The organism is Brachybacterium aquaticum (genome assembly GCF_014204755.1).
Classification (GTDB): domain Bacteria; phylum Actinomycetota; class Actinomycetes; order Actinomycetales; family Dermabacteraceae; genus Brachybacterium; species Brachybacterium aquaticum.
In genome coordinates, this window is the sequence record NZ_JACHLZ010000001.1 from 3,325,436 (window position 1) to 3,348,132 (window position 22,697).

The 22,697-nt window shown below is 72.2% G+C and carries 21 protein-coding genes and 1 pseudogene; 13 read left to right on the top strand and 9 right to left on the bottom strand.

Translation table 11 applies throughout. The features are described from left to right. Positions 1–136 precede the first annotated feature (136 nt). The 3 genes and pseudogenes from HNR70_RS14975 (at position 137) to HNR70_RS14985 (ending at position 3,637) form a co-directional block, all read left to right on the top strand. Positions 137–1,354 carry an acetyl-CoA C-acetyltransferase gene (locus HNR70_RS14975; protein ID WP_184326358.1) on the top strand — a complete coding sequence of 406 codons (1,218 nt, stop codon included), beginning with the start codon at positions 137–139 and terminating at the stop codon, positions 1,352–1,354. Next, positions 1,354–2,724 (top strand): acyl-CoA dehydrogenase family protein, encoded by a 1,371-nt coding sequence (locus HNR70_RS14980; RefSeq protein WP_184326359.1) that lies wholly within the window; start codon positions 1,354–1,356, stop codon positions 2,722–2,724. Before HNR70_RS14975 ends, HNR70_RS14980 begins: the two co-directional genes overlap by 1 nt. 32 nt (positions 2,725–2,756) lie before the next feature. Beyond that, positions 2,757–3,637 (top strand): annotated as a pseudogene (locus HNR70_RS14985) (SDR family oxidoreductase). A 46-nt stretch (positions 3,638–3,683) separates the two neighbouring features. On the opposite strand, the gene HNR70_RS14990 reads toward HNR70_RS14985, so the two are convergent. Then, entirely contained in the window at positions 3,684–4,799 is a 1,116-nt protein-coding gene (locus HNR70_RS14990) for a PLP-dependent cysteine synthase family protein (RefSeq protein WP_184326360.1), read from the bottom strand. A gap of 129 nt (positions 4,800–4,928) precedes the next feature. Here HNR70_RS14990 and HNR70_RS14995 point away from each other — a divergent pair, with 129 nt between their 5' ends. Both HNR70_RS14995 and HNR70_RS15000 read left to right on the top strand, forming a co-directional pair. Further along, positions 4,929–5,456 carry a hypothetical protein gene (locus HNR70_RS14995; RefSeq protein ID WP_184326361.1) on the top strand — a complete coding sequence of 176 codons (528 nt, stop codon included), beginning with the start codon at positions 4,929–4,931 and terminating at the stop codon, positions 5,454–5,456. A gap of 193 nt (positions 5,457–5,649) precedes the next feature. Next, the gene (locus HNR70_RS15000) at positions 5,650–6,552 is read left to right on the top strand and encodes a hypothetical protein (RefSeq protein ID WP_184326362.1); all 903 of its coding nucleotides are present in this window, start codon (positions 5,650–5,652) and stop codon (positions 6,550–6,552) included. Positions 6,553–6,647: 95 nt separating this feature from the next. Here the strand turns inward: HNR70_RS15000 and HNR70_RS15005 are convergent, their stop codons facing one another. Both HNR70_RS15005 and HNR70_RS15010 read right to left on the bottom strand, forming a co-directional pair. Then, the gene (locus tag HNR70_RS15005; RefSeq protein ID WP_246375841.1) at positions 6,648–7,301 is read right to left on the bottom strand and encodes a GNAT family N-acetyltransferase; all 654 of its coding nucleotides are present in this window, start codon (positions 7,299–7,301) and stop codon (positions 6,648–6,650) included. A gap of 340 nt (positions 7,302–7,641) precedes the next feature. Beyond that, a complete protein-coding gene (locus HNR70_RS15010) occupies positions 7,642–8,601 on the bottom strand; it encodes an aldo/keto reductase (protein WP_184326364.1) in 960 nt (319 codons plus the stop codon). Positions 8,602–8,749: 148 nt separating this feature from the next. Here HNR70_RS15010 and HNR70_RS15015 point away from each other — a divergent pair, with 148 nt between their 5' ends. Both HNR70_RS15015 and HNR70_RS15020 read left to right on the top strand, forming a co-directional pair. Next, on the top strand, positions 8,750–9,298 hold the full coding sequence (locus HNR70_RS15015) for a MarR family winged helix-turn-helix transcriptional regulator (RefSeq protein ID WP_184326365.1): 549 nt from the start codon (positions 8,750–8,752) through the stop codon (positions 9,296–9,298). A 72-nt stretch (positions 9,299–9,370) separates the two neighbouring features. Further along, positions 9,371–9,511, top strand: coding sequence for a hypothetical protein (locus tag HNR70_RS15020; RefSeq protein WP_184326366.1), 141 nt, complete (start codon positions 9,371–9,373; stop codon positions 9,509–9,511). A 119-nt stretch (positions 9,512–9,630) separates the two neighbouring features. On the opposite strand, the gene HNR70_RS15025 is transcribed toward HNR70_RS15020, so the two are convergent. Beyond that, on the bottom strand, positions 9,631–10,113 hold the full coding sequence (locus HNR70_RS15025; protein WP_184326367.1) for an SRPBCC family protein: 483 nt from the start codon (positions 10,111–10,113) through the stop codon (positions 9,631–9,633). A gap of 2 nt (positions 10,114–10,115) precedes the next feature. Next, complete coding sequence (locus tag HNR70_RS15030; RefSeq protein ID WP_184326368.1) at positions 10,116–10,490, bottom strand: ArsR/SmtB family transcription factor; 375 nt, start codon at positions 10,488–10,490, stop codon at positions 10,116–10,118. 257 nt (positions 10,491–10,747) lie between these two features. Here HNR70_RS15030 and HNR70_RS15035 point away from each other — a divergent pair, with 257 nt between their 5' ends. The 3 genes from HNR70_RS15035 to HNR70_RS15045 all read left to right on the top strand — a co-directional run bounded on the left by HNR70_RS15035 (position 10,748) and on the right by HNR70_RS15045 (position 15,359). After that, positions 10,748–11,887 carry a hypothetical protein gene (locus tag HNR70_RS15035; RefSeq protein ID WP_184326369.1) on the top strand — a complete coding sequence of 380 codons (1,140 nt, stop codon included), beginning with the start codon at positions 10,748–10,750 and terminating at the stop codon, positions 11,885–11,887. A gap of 108 nt (positions 11,888–11,995) precedes the next feature. Next, the gene (locus tag HNR70_RS15040; RefSeq protein ID WP_184326370.1) at positions 11,996–12,991 is read left to right on the top strand and encodes a hypothetical protein; all 996 of its coding nucleotides are present in this window, start codon (positions 11,996–11,998) and stop codon (positions 12,989–12,991) included. Positions 12,992–13,151: 160 nt separating this feature from the next. Then, the gene (locus tag HNR70_RS15045) at positions 13,152–15,359 is read left to right on the top strand and encodes a 3-hydroxyacyl-CoA dehydrogenase NAD-binding domain-containing protein (protein ID WP_184326371.1); all 2,208 of its coding nucleotides are present in this window, start codon (positions 13,152–13,154) and stop codon (positions 15,357–15,359) included. A 112-nt stretch (positions 15,360–15,471) separates the two neighbouring features. On the opposite strand, the gene HNR70_RS16105 is transcribed toward HNR70_RS15045, so the two are convergent. After that, positions 15,472–16,512, bottom strand: a complete 1,041-nt coding sequence (locus HNR70_RS16105) for a PKD domain-containing protein (protein WP_246375253.1) — start codon at positions 16,510–16,512, stop codon at positions 15,472–15,474. Between the two features lie 119 nt (positions 16,513–16,631). Beyond that, the gene (locus HNR70_RS15055) at positions 16,632–17,288 is read right to left on the bottom strand and encodes a DUF6318 family protein (RefSeq protein WP_184326372.1); all 657 of its coding nucleotides are present in this window, start codon (positions 17,286–17,288) and stop codon (positions 16,632–16,634) included. A 292-nt stretch (positions 17,289–17,580) separates the two neighbouring features. On the opposite strand from HNR70_RS15055, the gene HNR70_RS15660 reads away from it, so the two are divergent. After that, complete coding sequence (locus HNR70_RS15660) at positions 17,581–18,615, top strand: DUF4352 domain-containing protein (protein ID WP_221421151.1); 1,035 nt, start codon at positions 17,581–17,583, stop codon at positions 18,613–18,615. A gap of 36 nt (positions 18,616–18,651) precedes the next feature. Here the strand turns inward: HNR70_RS15660 and HNR70_RS15065 are convergent, their stop codons facing one another. Continuing rightward, positions 18,652–19,878, bottom strand: a complete 1,227-nt coding sequence (locus HNR70_RS15065) for an aminotransferase class I/II-fold pyridoxal phosphate-dependent enzyme (protein WP_184326373.1) — start codon at positions 19,876–19,878, stop codon at positions 18,652–18,654. Between the two features lie 52 nt (positions 19,879–19,930). Then, the gene (locus tag HNR70_RS16110) at positions 19,931–20,566 is read right to left on the bottom strand and encodes a GtrA family protein (RefSeq protein ID WP_184326374.1); all 636 of its coding nucleotides are present in this window, start codon (positions 20,564–20,566) and stop codon (positions 19,931–19,933) included. 271 nt (positions 20,567–20,837) lie between these two features. On the opposite strand from HNR70_RS16110, the gene HNR70_RS15075 reads away from it, so the two are divergent. Continuing rightward, complete coding sequence (locus HNR70_RS15075; protein WP_184326375.1) at positions 20,838–21,638, top strand: hydroxymethylpyrimidine/phosphomethylpyrimidine kinase; 801 nt, start codon at positions 20,838–20,840, stop codon at positions 21,636–21,638. Positions 21,639–21,878: 240 nt separating this feature from the next. Continuing rightward, positions 21,879–22,670 (top strand): amino acid ABC transporter ATP-binding protein, encoded by a 792-nt coding sequence (locus tag HNR70_RS15080; RefSeq protein WP_281383224.1) that lies wholly within the window; start codon positions 21,879–21,881, stop codon positions 22,668–22,670. Positions 22,671–22,697: the final 27 nt, after the last annotated feature.

A 22,697-nucleotide genomic window follows, 5' to 3' on the forward strand; every position in this document is an offset into this window, starting at 1 on the left:
GGCCGACTTCCCACCAGGTACCTGCAACCCGTAGTATCACTAACGGTGCGCACCGCTCCGGTGCCGGGCCCTGCCCGTAGCACCCGTCGGAAGTCGCAGAACCCACCCGAAGACATCGCCGTCCCAGGAGGACCCCGTGCCCGAGGCCGTCATCGTCGCCGCCACCCGCTCACCCATCGGCCGCGCCCGCAAGGGCTCGCTCAAGGACGTCCGCCCGGACGACCTCGCCGCCCAGACGATCCGCGCGGCGCTGGACAAGGTGCCCCAGCTCGACCCCACCACGATCGACGACCTCCAGCTCGGCTGCGCGATCCCCGAGGGCTATCAGGGCGGGAACCTCGCCCGCACCGTCGCCGTCGCGCTGGGCCTGGACACCGTGCCCGGCGCGACCGTCACCCGCTTCTGCGCCTCCTCGATCGAGACCACCCGCGCCGCCTTCCACGCGATCGTCTCGGGTGAGGCGCGGGCCGTGATCTCCGCCGGGGTCGAGTCGATCTCGCTGAGCACCGGCAAGCTCATGGAGGAGGACGCCCGCGACCCGCAGTTCCGCGAGGCTTGGGAGCGCACCGACAAGCGCGCCTCCCGCGAGATCCCCGCCCCCTGGCACGACCCCCGCGAGGACGGCGAGCTGCCCGACCCGTACATCCTCATGGGCCAGACCGCCGAGAACGTCGCCGAGCTGCGCGGCGTCACCCGCCAGGCGCAGGACGAGTTCGCGGTCCTGTCCCAGAACCGCGCCGAGGCCGCGCGCGAGTCCGGCTTCTTCGCCCGCGAGATCGCGCCGATCACGCTGGCCGACGGGACAGTCGTGGACACCGATGACTCCCCGCGCGCCGGCGTCACCTACGAGGCCGTGGCCGGGCTCGACCCCGTGTTCCGCCCGGACGGCACCGTCACCGCCGGCAACTGCTGTCCCCTGAACGACGGCGCCGCGGCGCTGGTGATCATGGAGGAGGAGTACGCCAAGGAGCTGGGCATCACCCCGCTCGCCCGCATCGTCGCCACCGGCGTCTCCGGGCTCAGCCCCGAGATCATGGGCCTCGGCCCCGTCGAGGCGACGCGGAAGGCGCTCGCGCTCGCCGGCCTCACCATCGAGGACATCGACCTCGTCGAGCTGAACGAGGCCTTCGCCGCGCAGGTGCTCCCGTCGGCCGAGGACCTCGGCATCGACCACGACAAGCTCAACGTCCACGGCGGCGCGATCGCGCTCGGCCACCCCTGGGGCTCCACCGGCGCCCGCCTGACCACCACGCTCCTGAACGGCCTCGACGAGCGCGACGGCCGCTACGGCCTGGCCACGCTGTGCGTCGGCGGCGGCCAGGGCATGGCCCTGATCATCGAGAGGATCAAGTGATGACCCAGACCCCCCGGTACGCGACCAGCGAGAACAGCACCGGCGGCTGGGACGCCGCCGCGCCCGGCCACATCTCCCTCGGCGGCTCCGTCGCCCCTTCGGGCGAGGACGGCCGACGGGACTCCGTGGTCACCGAGCGCGCGGTCGTCTCCGCGCCCGATGCCTCGGCCTCCACCCCTGCCGAGCTGCTGCCGCGCACCATGGACCATCTGGCCCTGTTCCAGGACGTCGCGGGCGAGGACCTCGCCGCCTGGCGCGACGCCCGCTCCCTCGCCGCCGAGGTGCTGCCCCGCATCAACGACTGGTGGGACCGCGGCGAGTACCCGATCGAGCTCATCGCCCGCCTGGGCGAGCTGGACCTGCTCACCGACGGCCTGGACGTCCCCGGCCACCGCGTCCTGACGCCGCTCGCGACGGGCCTGGTGAACATGGAGCTGTCCCGGATCGACGGCAGCATCGGCACCATGGTCGGCGTGCAGGGCGGCCTCGCGCTGCGCTCGATCATGTTGCTCGGCTCAGAGGAGCAGAAGGCCCAGTGGGCGGACGCCCTGGCCACCGGGACCAAGCACGCCGCCTTCGCCCTCACCGAGCCCGACCACGGCTCCGACTCCGTGTCGCTGGAGACCGTGGCCCGCCGCGATGGCGAGGACTGGGTGATCACGGGCGAGAAGCGCTGGATCGGCAACGGTGCGGGCTGCGACCTGTCCGTGGTGTGGGCGCGCGTCGAGGACGAGTCCCAGCCGGAGCTGCACGGTCAGGTCTCCGGCTTCCTCGTGGACCAGTCCCTGCCCGGCTACGAGGCCGAGGTGATCCGCGGGAAGGTCGCCCTGCGCGCCATCCACCAGGCCCACATCACCCTCGCCGACGTGCGCGTCCCGCTGGATGCGCGGCTGCCCGGCGGACGCTCCTTCAAGGACACCTCGAAGGTCCTGTTCGCGACCCGCGCGGGCGTGGCCTGGGGCGCGCTGGGCCACGCGATCGCCTGCTACGAGGCGGCGCTCGAGCACGCCACCAAGCGCATCCAGTTCGGCCGCCCGCTGGCCAAGGCCCAGCACGTCCAGGTGCGCCTTTCCGACATGCTCCAGACCCTCACCTCGATGCAGCTGTACTGCGTTCGCCTCGCCGAGCTCGAGGCGAAGGGCGAGATCCGGCCCGAGCAGGCGTCGCTCGCCAAGGTGCACAACACTCGCGCCGCCCGCGCGATCGCCTCCGACGCCCGCGATCTCCTCGGCGGCTCCGGGATCCTGCTCGAGAACCGAGTGGTGCGCCACCGGAGCGACATCGAGGCCCTGCACACCTACGAGGGCACCGACACCATGCAGTCGCTGATCGTCGGCCGGTCGATCACCGGGGTGAGTGCGTTCGCCTGAGCGAGGAGCATCGAGTGACCGATCGCAGCCCCATGTCTGAGAGCAGCGCCGTGCGCGACAGCCGACCCGGGGTGGGCAGCAGCTCCCTGTTCAGCCTCACCGGCCGCACGGCGCCCGTGACCGGGTCGACCCGCGGCATCGGCCGCGCCCTGGCCACGGGTCTCGTGCGCGCCGGGGCGCGGGTGATCGTCCACGGCCGCGACCCCGAGCGGGCTGCGACAGCGGCCGACGAAATCGCCCGGGAGGCGGGTGCCGCGGAGACCTCCGGCTCCGCGGACGCCGGGGGCCCGGACACTGCGGGCGCAGGCGCTGCAGGCTCGGGCAGCACCCTGTCCGTCGGCGTCGACGTCACTGATCCCGCCGCGGTCGACGCGGCGATCGGCGAGATCGAGGCGGAGCACGGCACCCCGGACATCCTGGTCAACAACGCCGGGATCCAGCGCCGCGCACCGATCGCCGAGTTTCGCGACGAGGACTGGGACGCGCTGGTCGCCACCAACCTCTCCGCCGCGTTCTACTGCGCGCGCCGGGTCGCGGCGGGCATGACGGCGCGGGGCAGCGGCATGATCATTCAGATCGGCTCGTTCCAGTCCCAGCTCGCCCGTCCGTGGATTGCCGCCTACAGCGCGACCAAGGGCGGGATCGTGATGCTCACCAAGGGACTCGCCGCGGACCTCGCCCCGCATGGCATCCAGGTCAACGCCCTGGCCCCGGCTGCTTCGCCACCGAGCTCACCAGGGCCCTCGTCGAGGATGAGGAGTTCTCCGCCTGGGTGGGTCGGCGCACCCCCACCGGGCGCTGGGGCGAGGTGGAGGAGCTGGTCGGCCCGCTGGTCTTCCTCGCCTCGGACGCGAGCGCCTTCGTCAACGGCCAGACGCTGTACGTCGACGGGGGCGTGACCTCGGTGGTGTGAGGGGCCCGGATCCTCCGTCGGCCGACGGGCCCGGCCTCGGGGCCGCTCACCCCTCGGCCGACGGCAGTCGCGCCGCGAGCGCCTCGAGCCACGGGGCGAGGTCCCAGCCCTGCGCCGCGACCCAGTCGTCGTCGAAGTAGGTGTCCGTGTAGCGATCCCCGGCGTCGCACAGCAGCGTCAGCACCGAGCCGCTCTCGCCCCGCCGCCGCATCTCGTCGATCAGCTGCGCGGCGGCGACGAGGTTCGTGCCGGTCGAGGCGCCCACCCGTCGGCCCAGACGCTGCGAGAGGAAGCGGGCACCGGCGACCGAGGCGGCATCCGGCACCCGGATCATGCGGTCCACGACGCCGGGCACGAAGCTCGGCTCCACCTGCGGCCGGCCGATCCCCTCGATCCGCGAGCCGCGCCCGGTGGTCACCGACGGATCGCCCTGCCGCCACCCCTCGAAGAAGGCCGAACCCTCCACGTCCGCGACGCACAGGGCGCTGGGGAGTCGGCGATAGCGCAGGTAGCGGCCGAAGGTGGCGCTGGTCCCGCCGGTGCCGGCGCCCACCACGATCCAGGCCGGCACCGGATGCGGCTCCAGCTCCAGCTGCGCGAGGGCGCTGACGGCGATGGAGTTGTTGCCGCGCCAGTCGGTGGCACGCTCGGCATGGGTGAACTGGTCCATGAACAGCCCGCCCAGCTCCTCGGCCAGGCGCTGCGCCTCCGGTCCCATCCGCTCGGCGCTGTCCACCACGTGGCAGCTGCCGCCCGCCGCTTCGATGAGCGCGACCTTGCGGGCGCTGGTGCCGAGCGGGATCACGGCGATGAACGGGATCTCCAGCATCCGCGCCATGTGCGCCTCGCTCACCGCGGTGGAGCCCGAGGACGCCTCGATCACCGGCATCCCCGGCCGCAGCTGCCCGTTGACCAGGGCGAACAGGAACAGCGAGCGGGCCAGGCGGTGCTTGAGGCTGCCGGAGGCGTGGGTGGACTCGTCCTTGAGGTAGAGCTGGATGCCCCACTCCTCGGGCAGGTCCAGCGGCACCAGATGGGTGTCGGCGCTGCGTCGCGCATCGGCCTCCAGGCGCCGGATCCGCTCGGCCACCCAGACGCGCAGCTCCTCGTCGCGGCGATCCACGTCCTGCAGGTCCTCGGGCCACCCGATGCGCTCGTCCATGACATGACCGTAGCCGGTGCGGCGGTGGAGGGCCGCGCTGCCGTCCGCCGGGCGCCCCGTAGGATCCGCGGCATCGGAGGCGTGGGGCGCGGGACGACACCGCCGCACGACGGGGACGGGAGGGGAGCCATGGACAGAGCAGTCGGCCCGCGCGGAGGGTCTTCTCGCGGCACGCTCCAGGGAGCCCGTACGCGGCGCGTCGCCCTGTGCGGCGCGGCGGCACTCCTGCTCGCCGGCTGCACGGGTGGGGCTGAGCCGCTCCCCGCGGCCGACGCCGTCGAGCACTACGACCAGGCGGCACAGGCGCTCCTCGCGGAGCTCTCCTCCCAGCAGTGGACCCTCGACGAGGGCCGCCGGAGCGTCGCCGAGGAGGACGGGCAGTGCCTGTACTCCCCGGGGACCTGGGAGGCGGAGGGCACCCTGGACGGCGTCTCGGGGGAGGACGGCTGGGACGAGCTCGCCCAGAGACTGGACCCGGTGCTCGCCGTGCACGGCTTCGAGGACCTCGGCGATCCCCGGCGGCAGGGCGCGCTGTACAGCGTGACCTCGACGGACGCCCATGGTGCCGAGCTGGTGCTGGACGAGCAGGGCAGGCTCAGCATGCGCGGCGCCCACGTCGAGACGAGCAGCTGCACGCCGGAGGTGCTGGGGCTGTGAGCCCCTTGCGCGGCGACCGGTGAGACCGCGCCCCAAGGGCCGGGGGAGTCCTTGCGGGGAGGCCTTGCGGAGGAGTGGTGAAGGTCGGCGCCGACGAGGGTAAAGACATCGTAAAGTCGGCTCGTGGTCGTCGTCCGACGGCCGCACCGGGGTCGGCAGGGGGCCGGCCGCTCGTCGAGGGGGAAGAGGGCAGATGACCTCCACCATCCACCACCGCACCGCATACGCCGGGCCGGAGCGTGTCGGCCGCCCAGCGCCGCGTCAGCGCCGCATCGCCGGACTCCTCGCGCTCGGCGCGATCGCGGCGCTCGCCGCCGGGTGCGGGCCGACCGACGCCCAGGAGTCCCCCTCTCCCACGGACCCGGCGGGCGTGGAGGCCGGGACCTCGGACAGCGGCGGCGCGACCGATGGGGGCGCAGCTCGTGGCGGAGCGTCCGACGGCGGCGCGACCGGCCCGTCGGGCGCACCGGGCGGCGCGACCGGGAGCTGGGCCGGCACGGTCTCGACCGAGCGCTTCTCCCCGTCGGCCGACGGCTCCTACCTCACGATGGAGAACCTCCACGGCGAATGGGCGGCGCGCGAGATGGCCGCCGCGCAGCTCGAGCAGACCGAGTTCCTCGGCAGCTTCGGCGCGACCTGCGAGGGCACCGCCGTGCTCGACGGCTCCGCCGCGGCGTGCACCTTCACCGGCGAGGACGGCGCCGAGCACCGGGTCCAGGTGCGCCTGGTCCCCACGGCCTGGGACAACACCGCCCTGCTGTACGGGGTGGATGCCGCCGAGGGGGACCTGCTGGAGGTCGCCCCGGGCGCCGAGCTCGGCTTCCAGCCCGCCTTCACCGAGGACGTCGGCGCGGTCACCGACCAGGATCTCTCCGACATCGCCCTCAGTGCCGTGATGCTCCAGTGGGCCAGCGACGGCGAGCTGCCTCATGGCCTGGACATCGACTGCACCGTCTCCGACGCCGGGGTGCACGGGACCTGCGAGGTCACCGGCACCCCGGACGGCGGCGGCGACGGCACCTGGTACGCCACCGCACAGCGCGGCTACCCGGGGCACACCGCCGCCTACGTGTTCACTCGCCTGCCGCAGGCCTGAGCGCCGCCCCCTCACAGGGCCGCGCCCGAGGCCAGCGCGCCGCGGTCAGTGCGCCGCGGCCGCTGCGGCGCGCCCGCGCTTCGAGGGGCCCGCGCTCAGGGGGTGCGGACCGCGCCGAAGGTGAGGGTGCGCCGCAGCGCGAAGCCGAGCTTCTGGTAGCCGGCGATCGCGGAGGTGTTCTCCGCCGAGGCGTGCAGGAGCGCCCGGTCCCCGCGCTGCTGGATGCCGTGGGCGACGTCGAGCACGAGGCGCGAGGCGAGGCCCTGGCGGCGGTGGTCGGGGTGGACGCAGACCGCACTGATCTCGGTCCAGCCGCCCGGGTGCATGCGCTCGCCGGCCATCGCGACCAGCCTGCCCTCCCGTCGGATGCCCACGTAACGTCCCAGCTCGTGGGTGCGCGGGAGGAAGGGGCCGGGCTTGGTCAGTGCGGTCAGCGCGAGCATGTCCTCGCTGTCCGCGGCGCCGAGCTCGACTGCCTCCTCCTCCGGGCGCGCCTTGAGCCGGTCGGTCTGGACCAGCTGGACCCCGGGCAACTGGTACTCGGGCTTCCACCCCTCGGGCAGCACCGGATCGGCGTGCGACACGGACACCACCGCGTCGTGCCCGAACACGTCCAGGATCGCGTCCCACACGTCCGGGTGCTCCCAGTCGCGCACGCCCACGAAGGGGGAGACGTCCGCGGGGTAGCGCAGCACGTGCTCGTTGCCGATCGCGAGGTCGCGGTGGAAGCCCGTCAGCGAGGACCACATGGGGCTGTCCAGCACGGTCTCCTCCGCGAAGGGGGCGTCCGGAGAGGCGACGGGGGCGGGTGCGGCAGGGGCAGGCGCGGCGCCGGCGCTCGTCGCGTGTGCGCCGGACAGGGTGGGATCGGGAGACGTCATCGCAGGACCTCGGGGTGCATCGTTCGCGGGCGGGCCCGTCGGCCGACGCGGGCCGGGCGCGGGGGCGCGACGGCGGCCGACGGGGGCGGGCGACCGGGTCACGCTACTCCTCGCGCGCCCCGTCGTACGCACAGCGCCCGTGGGCGGGCCCGGACGCGGGCCCGCCCACGGCGCGGAGGTGCGGGCGGACCCGCGGGGACGGCGCGGCTCAGGCGAAGGGCGCGGAGGCGTCGTCCAGCGCCGCGACCTCGTCGGCCGTGAGCTCGAGCGAGGTCGCGGCGATGAGCGCCGGGAGCTGCTCGGGGGTGGAGGCCGAGGCGATCGGGGCGGTGACGCCCTTGGCGAGCAGCCAGGCGAGTGCCACGGAGGCGGGCTCGACGTCGTGGTCTCCGGCGATCCGGACCAGCGCGTCGATGACCTTCAGGGCGTCGTCGGTGAGCAGGTCCTCGGCGAAGCCCTGGCGGGCGTGGCCCTCGAGGTCGGCCTTGGTGCGGTACTTGCCGGTGAGCACGCCGGAGGCGAGGGCGAAGTAGGGGAAGACCGCCACGTCGAAGTCGCGGGCGATCGCCGCGTAGCCCTGCTCGAACTCGGCGCGGTGCAGCAGGTTGTAGTGCGGCTGGATCGCGACGGGGACGGTCAGGCCCTCGCGGGTCGCGACCTCGAACCACTCGCGCATGCGGTCCACGGAGAAGTTCGACAGCGCCACGTGGCGCACACGGCCGGAGCGGACCAGGCCGTCGGCGATACGGACCTGCTCCTCGATGGAGACCGACTCGTCGTCGTAGTGGGCGTAGTAGAGGTCCACGTAGGAGGTCTGCAGGCGCTCGAGGGACTCGTCCAGCGCCGCGTCCACGTTCTCGGCGGCGAGGCCCTGGCGGCCGGGCTTGCCGCCCACCTTGGTGGCCAGCACGATGCTCTCGCGGTTGCCGCGCTCGGCCATCCAGTCGCCGAGGATGCGCTCGGAGTCGCCGCCGTCGCTGCCCTCGGCCCACATGGCGTAGGAGTCGGCGGTGTCGATGAAGCTGCCGCCGGCCTCGACGAAGGCGTCCAGCACGGCGAAGGAGGTCTCTCGGTCCGAGGTCCAGCCGAAGGTGTTCCCGCCGAGGTTCAGCGGCAGGATGTCGAGGTCGGTGCGGTTGATGCGCGTGGTGGTGAGGGTGGTCGTCATGGTGCCTCCTGGGACAGGGTCGGCGGGATGCGGCCGGTCCGACGGGGCCGCAGGGCGGCCGCCGTTCATGGTCCGCTTTCCGTGGAAAGTGATGCCTCGACGCTAGGCGGAATGGCTTTCCATGTCAAGTAACCGGTAGGCTGGCCGCATGAGCACCCCGCCCGCCGCCGACTGGCTCTCCTCCGAGGAGGAGAGCACCTGGCGCGCGGTCTGGGCCGTGATGACCTGGCTGCCCGCGCGGCTCGACGCCCAGCTGCGCACGGCCGCCGGGATGAGCCTGGCCGAGTACAGCGCCCTCTCCCAGATCTCCGAGGCGCCCGAGCGCACCATGCGCCTCAGCGAGCTCGGCCTGGTCGCCAACATGAACCTCTCCCACCTCTCGCGGGTGCTGAGTCGGCTGGAGAAGGTCGGATGGGTGGAGCGGTTTCCCGATCCGGCCGACGGCCGCTTCACCCTCGGGCGCCTCACCGAGGAGGGCTGGCGGCAGGTCGAGGCCGCGGCGCCCGGGCACGTCGCCGCGGTGCGCCGCTACGTCTTCGATGCCCTGACCCCGCAGCAGGTCGAGGATCTCGGCGGGGCCGCCGGGGTCGTCGCGCGCGTGGTCAAGGCGCCGGGGGGCGGCGGTGCGGACGGGCGCAGTGCGGAGAGCCGCAGTGCACAGAGCCGCAGTGCACAGGGGCGCAGGTCCACCCGGTAGCGTGCACCACCGGCTCCTCGCGCAAGGGGTCGCCAGAACTCGTCGGAAGGAGAGCGGCCCGCGCCGCCAGCCATGGAGCAGTCCTCGCCCACCCCGCCGCCCGGCGGGCCCCGTCGGCCCGCGAAGGGCGCCGTCGCCGCGATCCTCCTCGGGATCGTGCTTGTCGCCTCCCTCGTCGCCTATGGGGTGGCCACCTCCCTCCTGGGCGGCTGAGCGCAGGCGCGGACCCCTCCGGGTGACCCGCCTGCGGCCGGCGGGCAGTCGGCTCCGCGGAGGGGTCGGCCCTGCGGGCCGTCGGCCCTCCGGAGGGGCGGGCCTGTCGGCCGACGGGGTCAGGCGACCAGGTCGTCGATCTGGTCGATCGCGGAGCGCGAGCCCTCCTCGACGCCCATCTCCAGGACCGTCTGCAGGCCCTCGCGGCTGGCGAAGGTCGTGACGTAGACGGCGCGGGTGCCGCCCTCGTGCGCGGTGAACGTGCTGACGCAGCGAGAGACGGGCAGCGAGGAGTCCGGGGTGAAGTCCTCGAGAGCGAAGCCGTCCTCGTAGGAGAACGAGTGCGGCTCGTCGACCTCGAGAACCGTCCAGTACCCGTAGTGGCGGTCCCCCTCGGGGCCGGTCATGTAGTAGGTGACCGTCCCGCCCGGGGTGAGGCTGTGGTCGACGACGGTCGCGGGGTACTCCTCCGGCCCCCACACCCTCTCCAGCTGGCGCGGGTCGGCGTAGATCTGCCAGATCCGTTCCACGGGGGCCGCGAACTGCGCGGTGATGGTGATGGTGAGGTCGTCCGGGTCGTGGGTGATGTCGGTGACGGGCATGGTCACTCCTCAGGGGCGGGCCCTGGGGTCCGGGCGTGGTGCGCAGCGCTGCTCTCCTCGTCCAGGAGGGCATCGATCCGCTCGACGTGCTCGCGGCCGCGGCGCTCGAGGCCCTCGAGCAGTCGGGCGGCGGCCAGCAGGTTCTCGGTGTCGCCGCGGGTGAGGGTCTCCCGCCCTCGGCGCCTCCGGATGATCAGTCCGGCCCGCTCCAGCACCGCGACGTGCTTCTGCACCGCCGTGAGGCTGATCGGGTAGTTCCGGGCCAGCGCGGAGACCGACTGCTCCTCCTCGAGCACGCGGCGCAGGATGTCGCGCCGGGTCCGGTCGGAGAGTGCGTGGAACCAGGCATCGGCCCGGTCCTCATCGGTCCACAGCATGCCGAGAATCTACAACCGTTCGGTTGTGGAAGCAAGGGGGTCGGCGATGTCCGCCGAGCCTCTGCCGAGAGGGTTCGGGCGGGATGTGCGGGTTGCGTGAAGGGGGTCTGAGGGTCATTGCTGCGAAGGTAAAGAGTTCGTAAAGTCACTCTCGGTGGCACAGAGGCCACCGGTCCGGGGGGACAGGGGCGCGGCGCCGGGGGATGGCGCATCGCTCGAGTCGGGCCATCCGCACGACCATGCATGGGGACAGAGACATGACCAGGACCACGACCCGCGGGCGGCTCGCGACGCCGCTCACCTCACTCACCGCGGCGCTCGCGAGCGCCGCACTCCTCGCCGGCTGCGGCGGGGCCGACGTCGCGCTGCCGACGGCCGACGGTGCCCCGGCGGCCACGTCCGCGGACGAGATCTCTGCCGAAGGGGAGGCGTCCTCGGACCTCGGGGGCGCCGGCGCCGACTCCACGGGCGAGGGCAGCGCCGATGGCGCCGGCACCGGCGGGACCATCACGGTCTCCCCGTCCGGCCACCAGGGAGGCGGGTCCGGGAACGGCGAGGGATCCGGCAGCAGCAAGGGGAAGGGCGCCGGTAACGGCAACGGCAGCGAGGACGGCAACGGCAACGGCGGAGTCGGCCAGGGCAAGGGGAAGGGATCCGGCCACGGCGGCGGGAACGGCAAGGGCAAGGGCGGTGACCACGGCCAGAACCCCGGCGAGGACCCGGGCGACGGGACCCCCGGCGAGGTCGAGCTGCCCGCCGGCTGGGCCGGCACCATCTCCGCCGAGACCCTCGAACCCTCGAACGGGATCAGCTATCTCTACGTGAGTCACCTCTACGGCGACCTCCACGGCGTCCAGGAGCTGGACCTCGCGGTGAACCACGGCTCCATGTTCCTGGCCGAGCAGGGCGCCGAGTGCGAGGGAGTCGCCACCATCGCCGGGGACTCCGCGACCTGCATGGTCGTGCCCGATGCCTTCGCGGATCCCTACGAGCAGGAGCGCATCCCGGCGGAGGTGCGGCTCGTGCCCACCGCCTTCGGCGGCTCCGCCCTGCTGATCAGCGTGAACGCCGACGGACGCACGGACCTGGCGATCCCCGCCGGCGTCGAGATCGCCCAAGGGAAGGTCGACCCCTACCTCGGGGAGGACCCCACCGCGGAGGACATGGAGCGCGCGGTCATCTCCGGGGTCAGCTACGCAGCCCATCCGGACGGTGATCTCCCGGCCGAGATCGCCGCGTCCTGCACCATGCTCGACGGCGGCGCCCATGCGATCTGCGAGCTGACCGGCACGGAGGACGGCGGCGGGGACGGCACCTGGTATGCCACCGCTCAGCCCGGACTCCAGCGCAATCCCTACGACGGCAAGCACTACATCTTCTCGAAGCTGCCGTCCTGAGCGTCGTGACGCCTCCACGAGCGACCGCCGTCCGGAGATCTTCGGGGGCGGGCACTCCGTCGCGCCGGCCCGATCCCCCGCGTCCCGGCGGGCCCCTATCCTCGAGACATGACATCGGGGCGGGAGAACCCCTCCGACTACGTCTGGGCGGAGAGCTTCGCGCCGGACGGGTCGGAGGACTTCGCGCTGCCCGACCATGCGCGGGCGCGGGACGAGAGCCGGGCACACGCACTCGACGTCGGCCCCGCCGGCCGCGGCGCGTTCGCCGGGCCGACGACCCCGTCGGACGCCGAAGCCCCGGAGCCGGACGCCCGGCGGATCCCTGAGGAGCTGAGCCGCGAGTCGCGGATCCCCGAGGACCCCGGACCCTACGGCGCCCCTGTCTTCTCCTACGACGACGTCGACGAGGAGGGCGAGGTGAGCGAGCGGCACCGCAACCGCGTGCTGCCGGCCTGGGCGATACTCGGCATCGTCGCCGTCCAGGGCGCCGCGGCCGTCGCCATCGTCGCCCTCGTGCTCGGCGCCCTCCAGGGAGTGCTCGGCGGTGGGCAGCAGGATCCGTCGGCCGCCCCGAGCGGCGGCCAGGCCACGCGCTCCACCTCCGCCGACCCGACCGATCGGGTCAAGGAGCCCGGCGCCGTCACCGACTCCGACGGGAGGGCGGTCACCGACGGGACCGGCGGCTACGACGACCCCGCGACCATCGGCGAGCACACCGTGGGCTGGCCGGTCTGGACCGGCGGCACGCTCTCGGTCACGCCGCTCTCGGTCGACCTCGACGCGACCGTGCCCGGCGCGGGGGAGGCGGACGTCGTCCAGGACGGCTACCGGCTCGTCATCGTCCGCTACGAGGCGCGCTACGACGGCCCGGCCCAGCTCGCCCCGGCCGAGGAGCTGTGGCTGACCGGCGAGTCCGACCGCACCTACTTCCCCGACGTCGGCGAGGGCATGGTGCCCGACCCGATGCGCACCGTCCCTCCGCTGCGCGGAGGCGGCACGGCCCAGTTCGAGAGCGCCTTCCTCGTCCCCGATGCCGAGATCAACACCTTCCGCCTGGGGCTGGAGACCTTCAACGGCGACGTGGTCTATTTCGAGACCCCATGACAGCCCCGTGGCAGCTCCGAGGACTGATGGGCCCGCATGGCCTCGGTCCTGCGGTGGACACTCGGCCGCCAACTGAGGCATGATCTACCTGAAACCCGCGGTATCAGACAACCGTGCGGGCACCGACAGCCCTCGATGACGAGATCGCGAAAGGTCACTGATGAGCAGCTACACCGAGCACGTCACCCGAGTCCTCACCGAGGACCGCGAGCACCCCGGACTGGGGACGGTGGCGGTGCTGACCTTCGCGCCGCCGGAGGGGGAGGAGCGCCGCCCCGCCACCCTCGGCCCCCTCTCGATCGACGCCGTCACCGGCGCGATCGCCACCGCCCTGGACCGCGCCGAGGCCGGCGAGATCCAGGCCATCGCCATGACCGGTGTCGGGAAGGTGTTCCTCGCCGGCGCCGACCTGTCGATGTTCGCCGACCCCACCGCGGCCCAGAACGTCGAGGGCATGACCCGCGCCGCCCACGACCTCCAGGTCCGCGTGCGCCAGAGCCCCGTCCCGCTGCTCGCGCACCTCAACGGCGTCGCCCTCGGCGGCGGCCTCGAGGTCGCCCTCATGGCCGACGTGCGCACCGCCGCCCCCGGTGTGCGAGGCATCGGCCTGCCCGAGACCAGCCTCGGCATCCTGCCCGGCTGGGGCGGCACCACCCTGCTGCAGTCCGTGGTGGGCCCCGAGACCGCCGTGCGGATGATCCTCGAGGACCCCGCCCGCGACAAGCAGCTCACCGCCGAGCAGGCCGAGGAGATCGGCCTGGTCGACGAGCTCGCCGCCGACCTCGGCGAGGCGCTCGAGCAGTTCGCGGCCCTCGTCGCCGCACATGACGACGTGGGCAGCGCCGACGCCGACGTCCTCGCCCCCGACGTCGCGGACGCCGCGGCCGATGGGTCCCCGCAGGCCGCAGGCATCTGGCCGGGCCGCACCGCGCCTCTGCCTGCCGCCGGCTCCCCCGAGGCCGAGGAGCTGCAGGACGCGCTCGACGCCCCCCACAGCCCCGCCGAGACCCGCCGCGCCTGGGCCGCCCGGCTCGAGGCGCAGGGCGCCCCCTCCGTCGGCCGCGCCCTCGCGCTGCTCCAGGCACTGCCCGGCTCCACCCTCGAGGACGCGCTCACCCGCGAGGCGACCTCGCTCGCCGAGCTCGTCCGCTCCGACGGCGCCGCCGCCTCCCTCTACTCCGCCGAGCTGCTGCGCCGCGGCAAGCCCGGCCGCACCCCCGTGGACGGGGCCCGCGAGATCCGCCGCGTCGGCGTGGCCGGTGCCGGCCTCATGGCCTCCCAGATCGCCGCGCAGCTCGCGCTCGGCCTCCAGGTCCCGGTCGTGATGCGCGACCTCGACGAGGAGATCGCCGCGAAGGGCCTCGCCAACGCGCGTGACGTCATCGCCCAGACCGCCGCCCGCGGGAAGCTCTCCGAGGAGGCCGCGACCGCGATCGCCAACAACCTCTCCGCGACCGCTGACATCGCTGACCTTGCCGGCTGCGACCTCGTCCTCGAGGCCGTCCCGGAGGTGCTGAAGATCAAGAAGGCCGTGTTCGGCAAGCTCGAAGGGGTCCTCGCCGAGGATGCCCTGCTGGTCACCAACACCTCCTCGCTGTCGGTCGCGAAGATGGCGGAGGATCTCCAGCACCCCGAGCGCGTGGTGGGCCTGCACTTCTTCAACCCCGTCGCGAAGATGCCGCTGGTCGAGGTGATCCACACCGAGGCGACGAACGAGCAGACCCTCGCCACCGGCCTCGAGGTGGTGCGCCGCCTGCGCAAGTTCGCGGTGCGCAGCGCCGATGCGCCGGGGTTCATCGTCAACCGGCTGCTGTTCCGTGTGCTCGGCGCCGTGCTCGCCTCCGTCGATGCCGGCGCGGACCCGGCCGAGGTCGACGCCTCGCTGGACGCGATGGGCATGCCCATGCGCCCCTTCGAACTGCTGGACCTCGTGGGTCTCGGTGTGGCCGACCACGTGGGCCAGGTGCTGGTCGAGGAGCTCGGCGACCGCTTCCACGCCTCGCCCGGACTCGGCCTCATGGCCCAGGGCAAGGCGCACTTCACCGAGCGCAGCCGGACCGCCGTGCACCCTGCGGTCTCCCCGACCGTCGCCCAGGTGTTCGGCGAGGGCGAGAAGGTCGCCGGGGTGGAGGCGCTGGTCGGCGAGGCCCTGCTGGAGAAGGTCCTGGACGGGCTCGCCGAGGAGATCGCGCTGATGCTCGAGGCCGGTGTGGTCGAGCAGCCGGAGCAGGTGGACCTCGCGATGATCCTCGGCGCCGGGTTCCCGCGCCACCGCGGCGGGATCACGCCCTACCTCGACGCCTCCGGTGCGTCCGAGCGGACCACCGGTGCTGCGTTCCACGGGGAGCGGTTCACCGCCGGACGCTGAATGAGCGCCAGCGGGCACTGATCGGGTGCGGGGGAGCGCGGCGTCGCACGAGGGGTGCGGCGCCGCGCTCTGCTGTGCGGGGAGAGGCGGTGCGGGGAGCGGCGGTGCGGGGTCAGATCTCGCGGTGACGTGCCTGGGGGTCCTTGGGACCCTCGGTCTCCGGGGTGCGCGGCGGGATCCAGGGATCCTCGGACTCGTCCACGGGGACGTCCGGGTTCACGAGCCTGGACTCGAGGGACTTGGAGTACAGGGGGATCGGGTCGGAGGAGACCTCGATCGTCCCGTCGATGTCCTGCCACTCGCCGCCGTCCACCGAGAACTGCCCGGCGAACGTGGTGGTGAGGGTGATGTCGTACCAGCCCTCGGAGGGGTAGGTCGCCGAGACGTCCTCCGCCGGGTACGGCTTGCCGGGCGTGCTCGTGGTGATCGTGTTGCCGTCCCCGAGGTCCCAGTGGAACGAGACGGGGATGGCGCGGACGGCGACCGGGGTGCCGAGCAGTTCGGTGTCCAGAGTCTGCACCTCCGGCTCCGCGTAGAGCACGTTGGCCATGTTCACCGGCAGCCAGCCGTCCGGCGGGCCGGCGCTCGCGACCAGCGGGGTGATGGGGAGTGAGGCGAATTCCTCCTGCGTCACGATGATGACGATCGGCTCGGGAGCTGCGCCGGGGGCGCCGGGGGTGCCTGCGGCGGGAGCAGCACCTGGCTGGCCGGGTGCGGCCGGGCCGAGGCAGGCGTAGCCGTTGCTCCGCTCAGCACCGGTGGCAAGGGTCCGGGTGATCGACTCGACCGTGCGCACGCCGCCGAGGGAGCCGCTGCCCGCGCGCCGCTCGGAGACGAAGTCCCCTGTCTGGGTGATCGTGTAGTTCGCGGTGTTGTTGCAGGCGTTGCGCGTGGCCGTGAAGGTGTTCCCCCTGCGCTCGAAGACGCCGTGGAGGGGGAGGGAGCGGTTGAAGGTGTGGAAGAGGATCTGCTGGGCGGGGTTGGAGGCCCGGGAGGACTGCGAGCTATCTCGGGCGTCTTGGCTTTTGTTGGAGGATCCGCGGTCGTTGGGGGACTGATTTCCGCTCCCCAGGAAGTTTGAGGATGGCTTGCATTCTCTTGATGACCTCGTTCCGGCCGTATGTAGTTTCTCGCTGTCGGCCGTTGCAGTCACCGCGGAGCTTTTTCCGGAGCGGCACTCGCCTGCGGCCAGCGCAGGTGACTGGGGGGCGGTCGCAGTTCCGGCGAACAAGAGTATCGCGCCCGCAAGGTTGAGGGCGGCCCGAAGTCTCATTACTCGAACACCTCAATACTGAGGCCGCTAATGACCCATCGACCCTCACTCCAATTTAAGCCAAACCCCATCTGGTAATAATTTTCTGGCACCTCTATTCTAGATCCCGTTTTGCCGTCAGGTTCGGTGTGCGGGGAAATTGTCGCCGAATATCCAATGATTGCCTCGTAGGTCTCGTCGGGGTCTGAGGGGACGATGTCTTCATAGGTGACCCGAGTCTCGGACCAATATTCGCCAATGTCGGACAGTTCCTCGATGTTTTCCAAATTGGCTTGGCAAGTCTTGCAGGATTTCTCGAAGAGCGAGGCAAGCTCATCGGTTTCGCCGGTTTGATACCCCCAAAGCATGGACGCCAGGAAGTATCGCGACGCCTGAATCGCCCCCTCCTCCGTGTTCTCGTCCATTCCCGGGTAGTCCGCCGGGTCGGGGGCCGGGATGTCGGACGCGGCAGTGGTGTCCTCATTCCCTCCACCGTCACTCGGCTCTGCATCGTCACCCCCGCTGCTCGGACTCGCATCCCCACCGCCGTCGCTCGGTGCATCGATGTCGATGCTGGGCGGGGCAGAGGTGACGGGGTCATCGCTCCCGTCGCCGCACGCGGCGAGTCCGAGGACGAAAGCGCAGGCAGCAGCGGCGCTGAGGAGGCGTCGGGGCATGGGGAGTGCCTTCCGGGGAGTGAAGCGGGTCACGGCCAACCTAACGGGGATGCCTGGCCGATCTCCACGGTTCGCCTCGATTGTGGACAACTTCGACCGATCCCTGCCCCGCCGGACCGGGGCGCTCGGACCGTCCCGTGACTCCCCGGCTTCGTAACCTGAACGCGACACTTCGGACACTGAATAGTTCCTGGACGCCCCGTACGATGGCGCGCACGGGCCACGGGGCTCGGCCAGTGCAGGTCGTGTCAGCAGAGAGGGGTCGGCGCCCGGACCGGCGTCGGAGCAGAAGATGTCGCAGCCACCGCAGAACGGGTGGGGTCAGCCCCAGCCGGAGGATCCGTATGGTCAGCAGTCCGGCAACGGCGGGTACGGCCAGGACCCCCAGGGATACGGCCAGCAGAATTACGGTCAGCAGGGCTATGAGCAGCAGGGCTACGGTCAGGGTTCCCCGGCCGGTGGCTACAGCGCCCAGTCCGCGGGCGGCTATGGCCAGCCCTCGCCCAACGGCTCCTACGGGCAGGACCAGGGCTTCGCGCCGAGCTTCGGCAACGAGGGCCAGCAGAACTTCGCCCCGCAGGGCGGGGCGCCGAAGAAGTCCATCAAGGTGCCGATCATCGTGTGCGCCGGCTGCGCGGTGCTCGCACTGCTCCTCATCCTCGTCGGCGGCGGGATCTTCCTGCTCGGCATGGGCGGAGGCGGCTCCGGCGGCGGCGACGAGACCACCACCGCGCAGTCCTCGACCGACGAGGCCACCACGGACGAGGCCACCACGGACGAAGCCACCACCGACGAGGCGACGACAGAGGCCCCCACCACCGATGAGGCCACCACCGAGGCTCCGACCACCGACGAGGCCACCGCCGCTGCCTCCGGTGACGGCAAGGGCACTCAGGACGCCCCGTACGCCCTCGGAGAGACCTTCACCGTCGAGGACGGCGAAGGGGGAACCTTCGACATCAGCCTCGGCGAGGTCAACTGGGATGCGACCGACGAGGTCATGGGCTTCTACGACGGGAATGAGCAGCCCGGCGACGACGAGACCTACGTGGTCGTCCCGATCACGGTGACCTACCACGGCGATGACTCCGCCGAGCCGGGCCTCATGACGATCGCCAGCTACGTCTCGAACGCCGGGAACTCCTACGACGAGCCCGGGGCGTACGTCGAGAACAGCTGGTTGAACATCGGAACGCTCCGCGACGGCGGCACCGCGACCTGGGACCTGGCCTTCATCGTCCCGAAGGACCAGGTCCAGGACGGGTACTTCACTGTCCGCCCGATGTGGAACTTCAGCGCCGACGACGTCTGGGTCGACGCGAGCTGAGCCCGGCTCCTCGACCCTCCGGCCCCGCGGCTGCGCTCAGCGCCGCGGGGCCGCCCACGTCTCGAGCCGTTCGAGGGCCTGCTCGATCGTCTCCCGGCTCTTGCAGAACGCGAGACGCAGATGGGCGGAGGCGTCCCCGGCCTGCCCGTCGCGGTAGAACGCGGACAGCGGGATCGCGACGATCCCGGCCTCCTCGGGGAGCCGGTCCGCGAGAGCGCGGGCGTCGGGCTCGCCGAGCGGGGAGGCGTCCGCGACGGTGAAGTACCCCGCCTGCGCCTCGTTGACCCGGAAGCCGATCTGGCGCAGACCCGTCGTGAGCAGGTCGCGACGCGCACGCAGATCATCGGTGAGGGTGTCGAAGGCGGCGCGGTCCATCGCCAGGCCTGCGGCGACGGCGGGCTGGAACGGGGCACCCGAGGTGTAGGTCAGCCACTGCTTCACCCCGGTGATCGCGGTGATCAGCTCGCGGCGCGCGGTGATCCAGCCGATCTTCCAGCCGGTGGCCGAGAAGGTCTTGCCGGCCGAGGAGATCGAGACCGTCCGGTCCTGCGCGCCCGGCAGCGCCGCCAGCGGCACGTGCGGCGCGGCGAAGGTGAGGTGCTCGTAGACCTCGTCGGTGACGATCAGGGCGTCGTGCCGCTCCGCCTCCTCGGCGATGGCCTGCAGCAGCGCGGCCGGAAGCATGAGCCCGGTGGGGTTGTGCGGGGTGTTCACCAGGACCAGTCGGGTCCTCGCCGTGAAGGCGGCGCGCAGCGCCTGCTCGTCGACGTCGAGCACCAGGTCACCGGTCGCCTCGTCGGCGCGGGTGGTGACCGGCACGGTGCGGTGCACACCGCCGGCCAGGCCGATCAGTGCCGCGTACTGGTCGTAGAACGGCTCGAGGGTGAGCACCTCGTCGCCCGGCTCCACGAGAGCCAGGACCGTCGCGGCCAGCGCCTCGGTCGCGCCCGTCGTCACGAGCACCTCGGTGGCCGGATCCCAGGTCAGGCCGTACCAGTCCTGCTGGTGCACGGCGATCGCGTCGCGCAGCACCTTCTCCCCGGCCCCCGGCGGGTACTGGTTGCGCCCGGCGCGGATCGCCTCGATCGCGGCCTCGGCGACGAGGGCGGGCGGGTCGTCGTCCGGGAAGCCCTGACCGAGGTTCAGGGCGCCGTGCTCGAGGGCGCGGGCGGACATCTGGGCGAAGATCGTGGGACGGGCCTGCCCGTCCACGAGCAGACCGGCAGCGGCGGCGGCGCGGGTCCAGGGGCCGGAGGTGTTCATGCGCCCGAGTCTCGCAGACCTCGGGGGCGCCCGACCGTGATCGTCCGCGCGCTCAGCGCTTGGGGAAGACCAGCCGGCCGTAGGTGACGTACCGGAAGGACGTCGAGACGATCTGGCCGATGAACGTGCCCGAGATGTTGTCCGCCAGCGGCGAGTCCAGCCCGAGCACGTAGCGGGAGAAGCCCAGGCATGCCAGCTGCAGACCGGTCGCGATGACGTTGACCAGGATGAACAGCATGATCGAGCGGGTCGTGTCCGGGCGGGGCCGGTCCCCGAAGGTCCACAGCCGGTTGCCCAGATAGGTCAGGCACGACGCCGCGGCGATCGTCAGCAGCTTCGCGGTCAGCGGGTTGCCGTGCATCAGCCCCTGACCCCAGCCGTGCGTGGGATGCCAGAACACGAGCAGGTTGTACATCGCCGCATCCAGCAGGAACACGAGCCCGCCGACGATGAGGAACTTGACCGTCGAGCTCAGGTGCTCGTCGAGCAGCAGCCGCGCGCGCTCGCCGAGGGAGGGGCGGGTCGACCCGGGGGCGGCCGACGGGGCCGCGCGGGTGCCCGACGGGTTTGCGGGTGCGGCCGACGGGGCCTCGCGGCCCGACACCGGCCGACCGGCCTCGCGCACAGTGGTGCCCGGGCTCGCATCTGACGAGGCAGGAAGCTCCGTCGTCCGTTCCGGGGTCGGCACGAGCGGCACTGTACCCGAGGCGGTACGATCGAGGTTCTGCCGCAGCGACGGGTCGGCGGCACCTCACACGAGCGGCGAGGTGCCCGGCCCTGGGAGCGCGCGGCACGGCCGCTGCGACGGGCGCGGTCTCCACGACGGAGCCCCGCCCTGGGAGCGCGCGGTCATCGCCGATGCGACGGCGCCGACGGCCTCGGGCCGCGGACGCCTGGGAGCGCGCGGCGTCCTCGAGGGCAGCACCATCCCTCGAGCAGCGAATCGAGAAAGGCATGCATTGACCCACGTCGCCCTGACCATCGCCGGTTCCGAGGCCTCCGGAGGCGCCGGCGCGCAGACGGACCTCAAGACCTTCCACCAGCTGGGCACCTTCGGCACCGCCGCGCTGACCTGCATCGTCTCCTTCGACCCGAAGAACGACTGGGGCCACCGCTTCGTGCCGGTGGACCCGCAGGTGATCGCCGACCAGATCGAGGCGACCACCGCGGTCAACGACATCGACACCGTCAAGATCGGCATGCTCGGCACCCCGGTCACGATCGACACGGTCGCCACCGCCCTGTCCGAGCACTCCTTCACCAACGTGGTGCTGGACCCGGTGCTGATCTGCAAGGGCCAGGAGCCCGGCGCGGCACTGGACACGGACAATGCGCTCAAGGAGAAGATCCTGCCGCTGGCCACCTACGTCACCCCCAACCACTTCGAGACCCTCGCGCTGTCCGGGATGGACTCCATCGAGACCGTCGAGGAGCTCGCCGAGGCCGCAAAGCGCATCCACGACACCTATGACGTGATCGTGCTGGCCAAGGGCGGCGTGGTGCTCGAGGGCGAGGACGCGGTGGACGTGTTCTACGACGGCGAGCAGACCGTCGAGCTGCGCAGCCCCAAGATCGGCGACGAGCGCGTCTCCGGCGCCGGCTGCACCCTCGCCGCCGCCGTCACCGCGGAGCTCGCCAAGGGCGCGACCCCGCTGGAGGCCGCCCGCACCGCGAAGGCCGTGGTCACCAGCTCCATCGAGCACCGCCAGTCCGGGCACACCCCCTTCGACGCCGTCTACCAGGGCGCTTACGAGGGCTGATCTCGAGGGCTGATCACCGTCGGCCCCGCCGGGCCGCGTCGCGGGCGCCTCACCGCCCCCGCGGCGAGGACCGCAGGAGATTCACCGGAGGGCGTCGCGCAGGCGGCGCCCTTCGGGCCGTTCTGCCCCGTTCACCGGGGTGATGACGGGGTATGTCCCTCGATCACGAATCTGTTCCGAAATGCGGTCCTCTGACCCGTCATGTGGACAGATGTCGCGCATCACAGCATTCTCAGGGGCATGAACGAGAGCACCACGCCGTCCGCGGGCCGCACGCGCCGCCCGGCGCCGAGCGGCGATCCGCTGATCTCCGTGCGCGGAGTCGACAAGTTCTTCGGCGACTTCCAGGCGCTGAAGAACATCGACCTGGACATCCACCGCGGCGAGGTCGTCGCCCTCATCGGCGCCTCCGGCTCGGGCAAGTCCACCCTGTGCCGCTGCCTGAACCGGCTCGAGACGATCACCAGCGGCGAGATCACCATCGACGGGGAGCGGCTGCCCGAGGAGGGCAAGGACCTCACCCGCCTGCGCGCGGACGTCGGCATGGTGTTCCAGAGCTTCAACCTCTTCCCGCACCTGAAGGCCGTCGACAACGTCACCCTCGGGCCTCGCAAGGTCCGCGGCGTCTCCAAGGCCGAGGCGGACAAGCAGGCGCTCGAGCTGCTGGAGCGCGTGGGCCTCGCCGACAAGGCGAACTCCCTGCCCACCGCCCTCTCCGGCGGCCAGCAGCAGCGCGTCGCGATCGCCCGGGCGCTCGCGATGAAGCCCAAGGCGCTGCTGTTCGACGAGCCCACCAGCGCGCTCGACCCCGAGGTCATCAACGAGGTGCTCGACGTGATGACCGAGCTCGCCGAGGCCGGCATGACGATGCTGGTCGTCACCCACGAGATGGGCTTCGCCCGGCACGTCTGCGACCGCGTGGTCTACATGGACCGCGGCGAGATCGTCGAGCAGGGCGACCCCGAGGAGTTCTTCACCGCCCCGCGCAGCGACCGCGCGAAGGCCTTCCTCAGCAAGATCCTCGCCCACTGACCGGCACCCCCTGACATGCGCCCCTGA

Bases quoted from the DNA above. Each gene is read 5' to 3' on its own strand.
- HNR70_RS15080 (WP_281383224.1), top strand. From the start codon at position 21,879: ATGAACGAGAGCACCACGCCGTCCGCGGGCCGCACGCGCCGCCCGGCG.
- HNR70_RS15025 (WP_184326367.1), bottom strand. From the start codon at position 10,113: ATGCCCGTCACCGACATCACCCACGACCCGGACGACCTCACCATCACC.
- HNR70_RS15015 (WP_184326365.1), top strand. From the start codon at position 8,750: ATGAGCACCCCGCCCGCCGCCGACTGGCTCTCCTCCGAGGAGGAGAGC.
- HNR70_RS15045 (WP_184326371.1), top strand. From the start codon at position 13,152: ATGAGCAGCTACACCGAGCACGTCACCCGAGTCCTCACCGAGGACCGC.
- HNR70_RS14995 (WP_184326361.1), top strand. From the start codon at position 4,929: ATGGACAGAGCAGTCGGCCCGCGCGGAGGGTCTTCTCGCGGCACGCTC.
- HNR70_RS15000 (WP_184326362.1), top strand. From the start codon at position 5,650: ATGACCTCCACCATCCACCACCGCACCGCATACGCCGGGCCGGAGCGT.
- HNR70_RS15065 (WP_184326373.1), bottom strand. From the start codon at position 19,878: ATGAACACCTCCGGCCCCTGGACCCGCGCCGCCGCCGCTGCCGGTCTG.
- HNR70_RS15660 (WP_221421151.1), top strand. From the start codon at position 17,581: ATGTCGCAGCCACCGCAGAACGGGTGGGGTCAGCCCCAGCCGGAGGAT.
- HNR70_RS14990 (WP_184326360.1), bottom strand. From the start codon at position 4,799: ATGGACGAGCGCATCGGGTGGCCCGAGGACCTGCAGGACGTGGATCGC.
- HNR70_RS15020 (WP_184326366.1), top strand. From the start codon at position 9,371: ATGGAGCAGTCCTCGCCCACCCCGCCGCCCGGCGGGCCCCGTCGGCCC.
- HNR70_RS15030 (WP_184326368.1), bottom strand. From the start codon at position 10,490: ATGCTGTGGACCGATGAGGACCGGGCCGATGCCTGGTTCCACGCACTC.
- HNR70_RS15035 (WP_184326369.1), top strand. From the start codon at position 10,748: ATGACCAGGACCACGACCCGCGGGCGGCTCGCGACGCCGCTCACCTCA.
- HNR70_RS15005 (WP_246375841.1), bottom strand. From the start codon at position 7,301: ATGTGGTCCTCGCTGACGGGCTTCCACCGCGACCTCGCGATCGGCAAC.
- HNR70_RS15010 (WP_184326364.1), bottom strand. From the start codon at position 8,601: ATGACGACCACCCTCACCACCACGCGCATCAACCGCACCGACCTCGAC.
- HNR70_RS15040 (WP_184326370.1), top strand. From the start codon at position 11,996: ATGACATCGGGGCGGGAGAACCCCTCCGACTACGTCTGGGCGGAGAGC.
- HNR70_RS14980 (WP_184326359.1), top strand. From the start codon at position 1,354: ATGACCCAGACCCCCCGGTACGCGACCAGCGAGAACAGCACCGGCGGC.
- HNR70_RS15055 (WP_184326372.1), bottom strand. From the start codon at position 17,288: ATGCCCCGACGCCTCCTCAGCGCCGCTGCTGCCTGCGCTTTCGTCCTC.